Source organism: Acidiplasma cupricumulans, assembly GCF_001402935.1.
Taxonomy (GTDB): Archaea; Thermoplasmatota; Thermoplasmata; order Thermoplasmatales; family Thermoplasmataceae; genus Acidiplasma; species Acidiplasma aeolicum.
In genome coordinates, this window is record NZ_LKBH01000040.1 from 1 (window position 1) to 5127 (window position 5127).

Genomic DNA, 5127 nt, shown 5'->3' on the forward strand with positions numbered 1-5127 from the left:
GTGTGCTCTTCCGATCTCAAAAATTTAAAAAATAGTATATTATATATTTTTAGGAAGCCATGGACAATAAATTATTAATTGAAAAATTAATTGATGCTGCTGGAAAGGAAAATGTATTTACCGATAATGAGCATTTGATAATATACCAGCGCGGTAGTATAGACCCTTTAAAACACATGCCACTGGCAGTTGTAAAAATTACAGATGAAAAAAATATTTCCAGGGTCATAAAGATAGCAAATGAATTTAATATTAATATTATAGCCAGGGGAGGTGGATCAAGCCCAACAGGCGCTGTTGTGCCTGATGATAATACATTAATAATGGATTTAAGGCCGCTTAACAAAATAAACGTTTCAATTGAGGATGGATATGTTGAGGCCTATGCTGGTGCAACACTTCAGGAGGTTAATGAGGAGTGTAAAAAATATAATTTTTTCTTTCCGCCTGACCCATCGAGTGTGAGCGTTTCAACTGTTGGTGGCGCCATAAACGAAAATTCTGGAGGTATGAGATGTGCACGCTATGGTGTGGTTAAGGACTGGATATTAAAACTGGATGTGGTTCTTGCAGATGGCAGTGAAACCACATTCGGTGAGGCCATATATAAAAATAGAGGGGGATTTAACATAATTGACCTGATTGCTGGAAGCGAGGGGACATTATGTATTGTCAAGAAGGCATGGCTAAAAATCATAGCAATGCCCAAAAAAATTTACCGCATTGCCGGATTTTATGATAATATAAATGATGCAATGGATGCCATACTGGCCATTAGAAAATTAAATCCGCTCATACTTGAGTTCAGTGACTATTATGGCATAGTGGCGGCAAATAAAATTAGAGGATTTTCATACCCTGAAACACGCGGTGGCATGGTATTAGCAGATACAGATTTTGATGAATCCTATCTTGAAGACATAAAAAAGATCATGGAAAAAAATGCAAGCAAAATTATAATTCCTGAAAATAAGGATGAATTCAACAATATTTTTGAGGTTAGAAGAATTGCCTTTACAGCCCCTGGAATTCTATTCCCCGGATTTATAGATGGTGATGTTGTTGTACCGCTTTCAAAATTAAAGGATATGATAAATTTTGTGTACAAAACAAGGGAAAAATACGGTGTATACATAGCAACATGCGGGCACGCGGGGGATGGAAACCTCCATCCACAGATTGGTGGAAATCCTGATGACCATGAAAACTGGAGGAACGTTTTGCTTGCCATGGATGATATAAACATTGAGGCTGTAAGGCTTGGTGGATCAATAAGCGGTGAGCATGGAATTGGAAGAATTAAAAAAGATTTGTTATTAAAACAGTTAAAATACAAAAAGCAGGATGAAACAATTATTATAATGAAAAATCTAAAAAAGATGTTTGATCCAAAAAATATTTTAAACAGGGGTAATTTCTTTGACTGAATTTGAAAAAATTTTAAATGATTTAAAAAATGAGAGCTCAAAATGTATCAGCTGTGGATTCTGTGATTCTGTATGCCCAACATATAAAAGTTCAGGATATGACATGGCAAAAACAGCACGTGGAAGGGCGCAGACCGGACTAAATGTTTTTAGGGAAATTACATTAAATGATTTAAGCCTGAACGTTTCAGATACATTTTATTCATGCCTGGACTGCCATGTATGCCTTCAGGTCTGTCCAACAGGGGTTGATGCCGGAAAAATTAGTGATATAGTAAAGGCTATTATCTCTGAAAAATACAAAAAACTTCAGAAGCCTGAGGTTAATTTAATAATAGAAAATATTAAAAAATATAAAAGTCCGGTTCCATTAAAAAAGGTATCATATGAATGGTTAGGCCATATAAAATATGGGAGATCTGACACCCTTCTTTATACAGGTTTAATGTACCAGCTCATGCCGTATACTGAAAATATGGAGAGAATGAGAAAAAAATTAGGAAATAAATTATTTCATATTATGATATCTATGGCATCGGTGATTCCGGTATTTTCGAGATTTGGAAGGCCTGATAAAAGGATGCTTGACAGGACAAATAACACATTAATACATATTGTGGAGCTTTTAAACAAATCAGGGATATCATTTGATGTGCTTGGATATAATGAGCCGTATCCGGGCACACTTTTATATGATTATGGATATATAAATGATTTTAAGGATTATATTACCGGCGTTTACAACATTTTAAAAAATTATAAAAAAGTAATAACAGTTGACCCGCATACATATAATATATTAAGATATGAGTATAAAAAATACATACCAGATTTTAATATTGATGTTTATTATTACACAGATTTTTTAAACAAATCAATGTTTACTAATTCAGGAAAAACAGTTGCATTCCATGACCCATGCCATTTTCAGGGCAATACGGAATATAATGGTGCCATTAATATTATATCCAGTGTTGCCAAGGCTGTAAAGCCTGAGAGAAATTCAAATTTAACGTACTGCTGTGGAGGACCTGATGAACTCCTATATCCAGACCTATCCATGAACATCTCCAAAAACAGGTATAACCAGCTCATTGAGAAATCGCAAAATATTATCACGGCATGCCCCATATGCTCCTATTCACTATCCAGAAATGGAAATGTAAATGATCTGGCAGATTTTCTGGTAAAATGCATAAAATAATTATCCATTAAATTTATTAGGCAAAGAGAGATGGATTTTAAATGAATGACTCAAATTCCGGTGAACTTCAAAGACACCTGACATTCAAGGATATTTTCTTTTTATCCTTTGGTGGGATGTCCCCATTATTAAGTATACTTACATACGGAGCATTTGCATTCACACTTGCAGGCTATGATGCACCAATTGTTATGGTTATAGGAACATTGCTTGTTCTTATTAACGGGCTTTCAGTTAACCAGTTATCAAAAAGATTTTCCACATCTGGAGGATATTACACATATGCATTTCAGGCCCTTTCAGCCAATGTTGGGTTTGATACAGGCTGGATGTATATGTTTTATTCAATATTATACGGCCTTGCATACCTTGCAGGTGCAGTTTTTGTAATTTCATTAATCCTCGGAATACCGGTTTATTTTTCATTCCTTATTATATCTGTACCATCTGTAATATTATTAATAATTGGCATTAAAACCTCATCAAGGTATGCAATATACGCCGTTACACTTGAGGTTTCATTTATGGCCATAATGGTAGTTCTATCGTTTTTCATAACCCACGGGAATTTTTATACACCCTCATTTTCAAGGTATCCAATAACATCAGCAGGGCTGTTTCTCGGTATTTTATTCGCCATGGGTATACCAACAGGTTATGGAACCATAACACCAATATCTGGTGAGGCCCAGGATGCCAAAAGGGTCATAGGAAGGAGTGTAATAGCAGTGATACTATCCGGCGGCATTCTGGCAACTGTTGTTATATATGCCTTTGCAAACATCGTCCTGCAAACACATTACTCCATACCATTTTCAGATAAGCTGCCAATTATAGACATAATACGTTATGATTTTGGAAAATATGGTATATATTTATATTATGCGGTGGCCATAGCAACGGTAAATGATGCGATTCTTGCATTCCTATCATTTGGGTCAGCGGCATCCAGGACATTGTTTAGAATGGGCTATGATAGAACAATTCCATCAATATTCTCAAAAAATGTCAAAAATAACCCAATAGTTTCAGTTATTACAGTTAGCATTGTAATGATGATTATACCTGCCCTAATGTTCAGGTATATGAGTCCAGAGATAGTGTTTATCTTCCTTGGCACAGTTGCCTCACTGGCAGGACTTTTTATTCATTTAAGCGCCAACTTCTCACTGATGAGGATAGGATACAGGCGTGGAAGAAGATTAATATCCAGAATGGAAAGAAAATTATGGAATTATATAATTGACTACCGCGAGTTTATTCTTGCCTCTGTGGGTGCATTAATAAGTTCAATAGTCCTTGTTTATTCTGCATACTCCACGGTTCCATATTATACAACAATATTTCTTACATGGGTCGTTATTGGATTTATTTTATCTGAGGTAAAGGCAATAGTTACAAAAACACCATACATGCCTGATATAGGCAGGGAGGGGAAAATAGTTGCAGAGAATCTTACCAGCATGACCGTTGCAAAGGCCAGAAATCCTGCCACAGATGTGATTGTAAATATAAATGATACATTGAGGTCTGCAATGGAAAAAATGCTATCAAAGAATATGCCCGCCTCAATAGTTGTAAATAATGAGAGTAAGCCCATAGGTACAGTTTATTTAATAGACATATTATTGCTGCCACAGATAGCAATAGAAAAGGGTAAAATTAATCAGATTAGAATAGAAAAGGTTGTGAATATAGGTGAGAATGAAAACATTACAGATGCAATAAGATTGATGAAGGAAAATAATGTGCCATTGCTTGCAATAATAGATGCCTCTGGGAAATGCACCGGAACAGTCTCTGAGAGGGAGGTGTTGTTACAGCTTGGAACTGTAAAAAAGGACGATGACACGGGTGCCCAGGCCACTGAATAAAATAAAAAAATTAAAATTTTTAAAATTTAAAAAAAATTAAAATCTTGCAGCCATTAAATATCCTGAAGAACTCCCTGAGGATCCATATGATCCCCCAAAGACAGATGTCATTGAATCTATAATTGAGTATGCAATTTTTTTGAGCACATTGGCAAGGCTAATATTTGCAAGGAATAAAAATGCCATATTTTTCTTGTATCCAAATCCTAGGTAAGCATGTAAATAGCTGGCATTACTGGCATTAATAACACTGTATTCAAAGCCGTTGTATGTTTGATTCTTCATTATAAACTTGATCCCAGCGGGCAATTCAGTAAGAATAGTTTTATAACCAGATTTTGCAAGTGATGTGTTGTTAAATTGTGCCTCATAAACATAAAAAGCCGTGGATGGAGATGAACCTGTTGTATTGTAATAAACTATTTCGGTTTTTGTTGTATTTTTTGCTGGGCCCTGGGACATTACCTTTGAAACATTGTATGAATTTCCGGTGATGCCTTTTACTGTGGACTGGCTTGGGAAACCAAAGTGTGATTCCGAGGAGGCTATATAGTAATACGCACCTGCAGCAATGATGATTATGACGACCACTACGACTATCGTATACTTTATTTTACTATTA

The 5127-nt window shown here is 35.6% G+C and carries 4 protein-coding genes; 3 read left to right on the top strand and 1 reads right to left on the bottom strand.

What is annotated here, in order from left to right:
* The first annotated feature begins 59 nt into the window (after positions 1-59).
* The 3 genes from AOG55_RS01570 to AOG55_RS01580 are packed head-to-tail and all read left to right on the top strand — an operon-like array spanning position 60 to position 4505.
* Complete coding sequence (locus AOG55_RS01570) at positions 60-1427, top strand: FAD-binding oxidoreductase (protein WP_048101468.1); 1368 nt, start codon at positions 60-62, stop codon at positions 1425-1427.
* Positions 1420-2631, top strand: a complete 1212-nt coding sequence (locus AOG55_RS01575) for a (Fe-S)-binding protein (protein ID WP_052656738.1) — start codon at positions 1420-1422, stop codon at positions 2629-2631. Before AOG55_RS01570 ends, AOG55_RS01575 begins: the two co-directional genes overlap by 8 nt.
* A 41-nt stretch (positions 2632-2672) precedes the next feature.
* Positions 2673-4505: an amino acid permease gene (locus AOG55_RS01580; protein ID WP_048101469.1), complete on the top strand. Its 1833-nt coding sequence runs from the start codon at positions 2673-2675 to the stop codon at positions 4503-4505.
* 36 nt (positions 4506-4541) lie between these two features.
* On the opposite strand, the gene AOG55_RS01585 is transcribed toward AOG55_RS01580, so the two are convergent.
* Positions 4542-5127 (bottom strand): hypothetical protein (locus tag AOG55_RS01585; RefSeq protein WP_236688950.1); only part of this gene is annotated, 586 nt, incomplete at its 5' end.

Bases quoted from the DNA above. Each gene is read 5' to 3' on its own strand.
- AOG55_RS01580 (WP_048101469.1), top strand. From the start codon at position 2,673: ATGAATGACTCAAATTCCGGTGAACTTCAAAGACACCTGACATTCAAG.
- AOG55_RS01570 (WP_048101468.1), top strand. From the start codon at position 60: ATGGACAATAAATTATTAATTGAAAAATTAATTGATGCTGCTGGAAAG.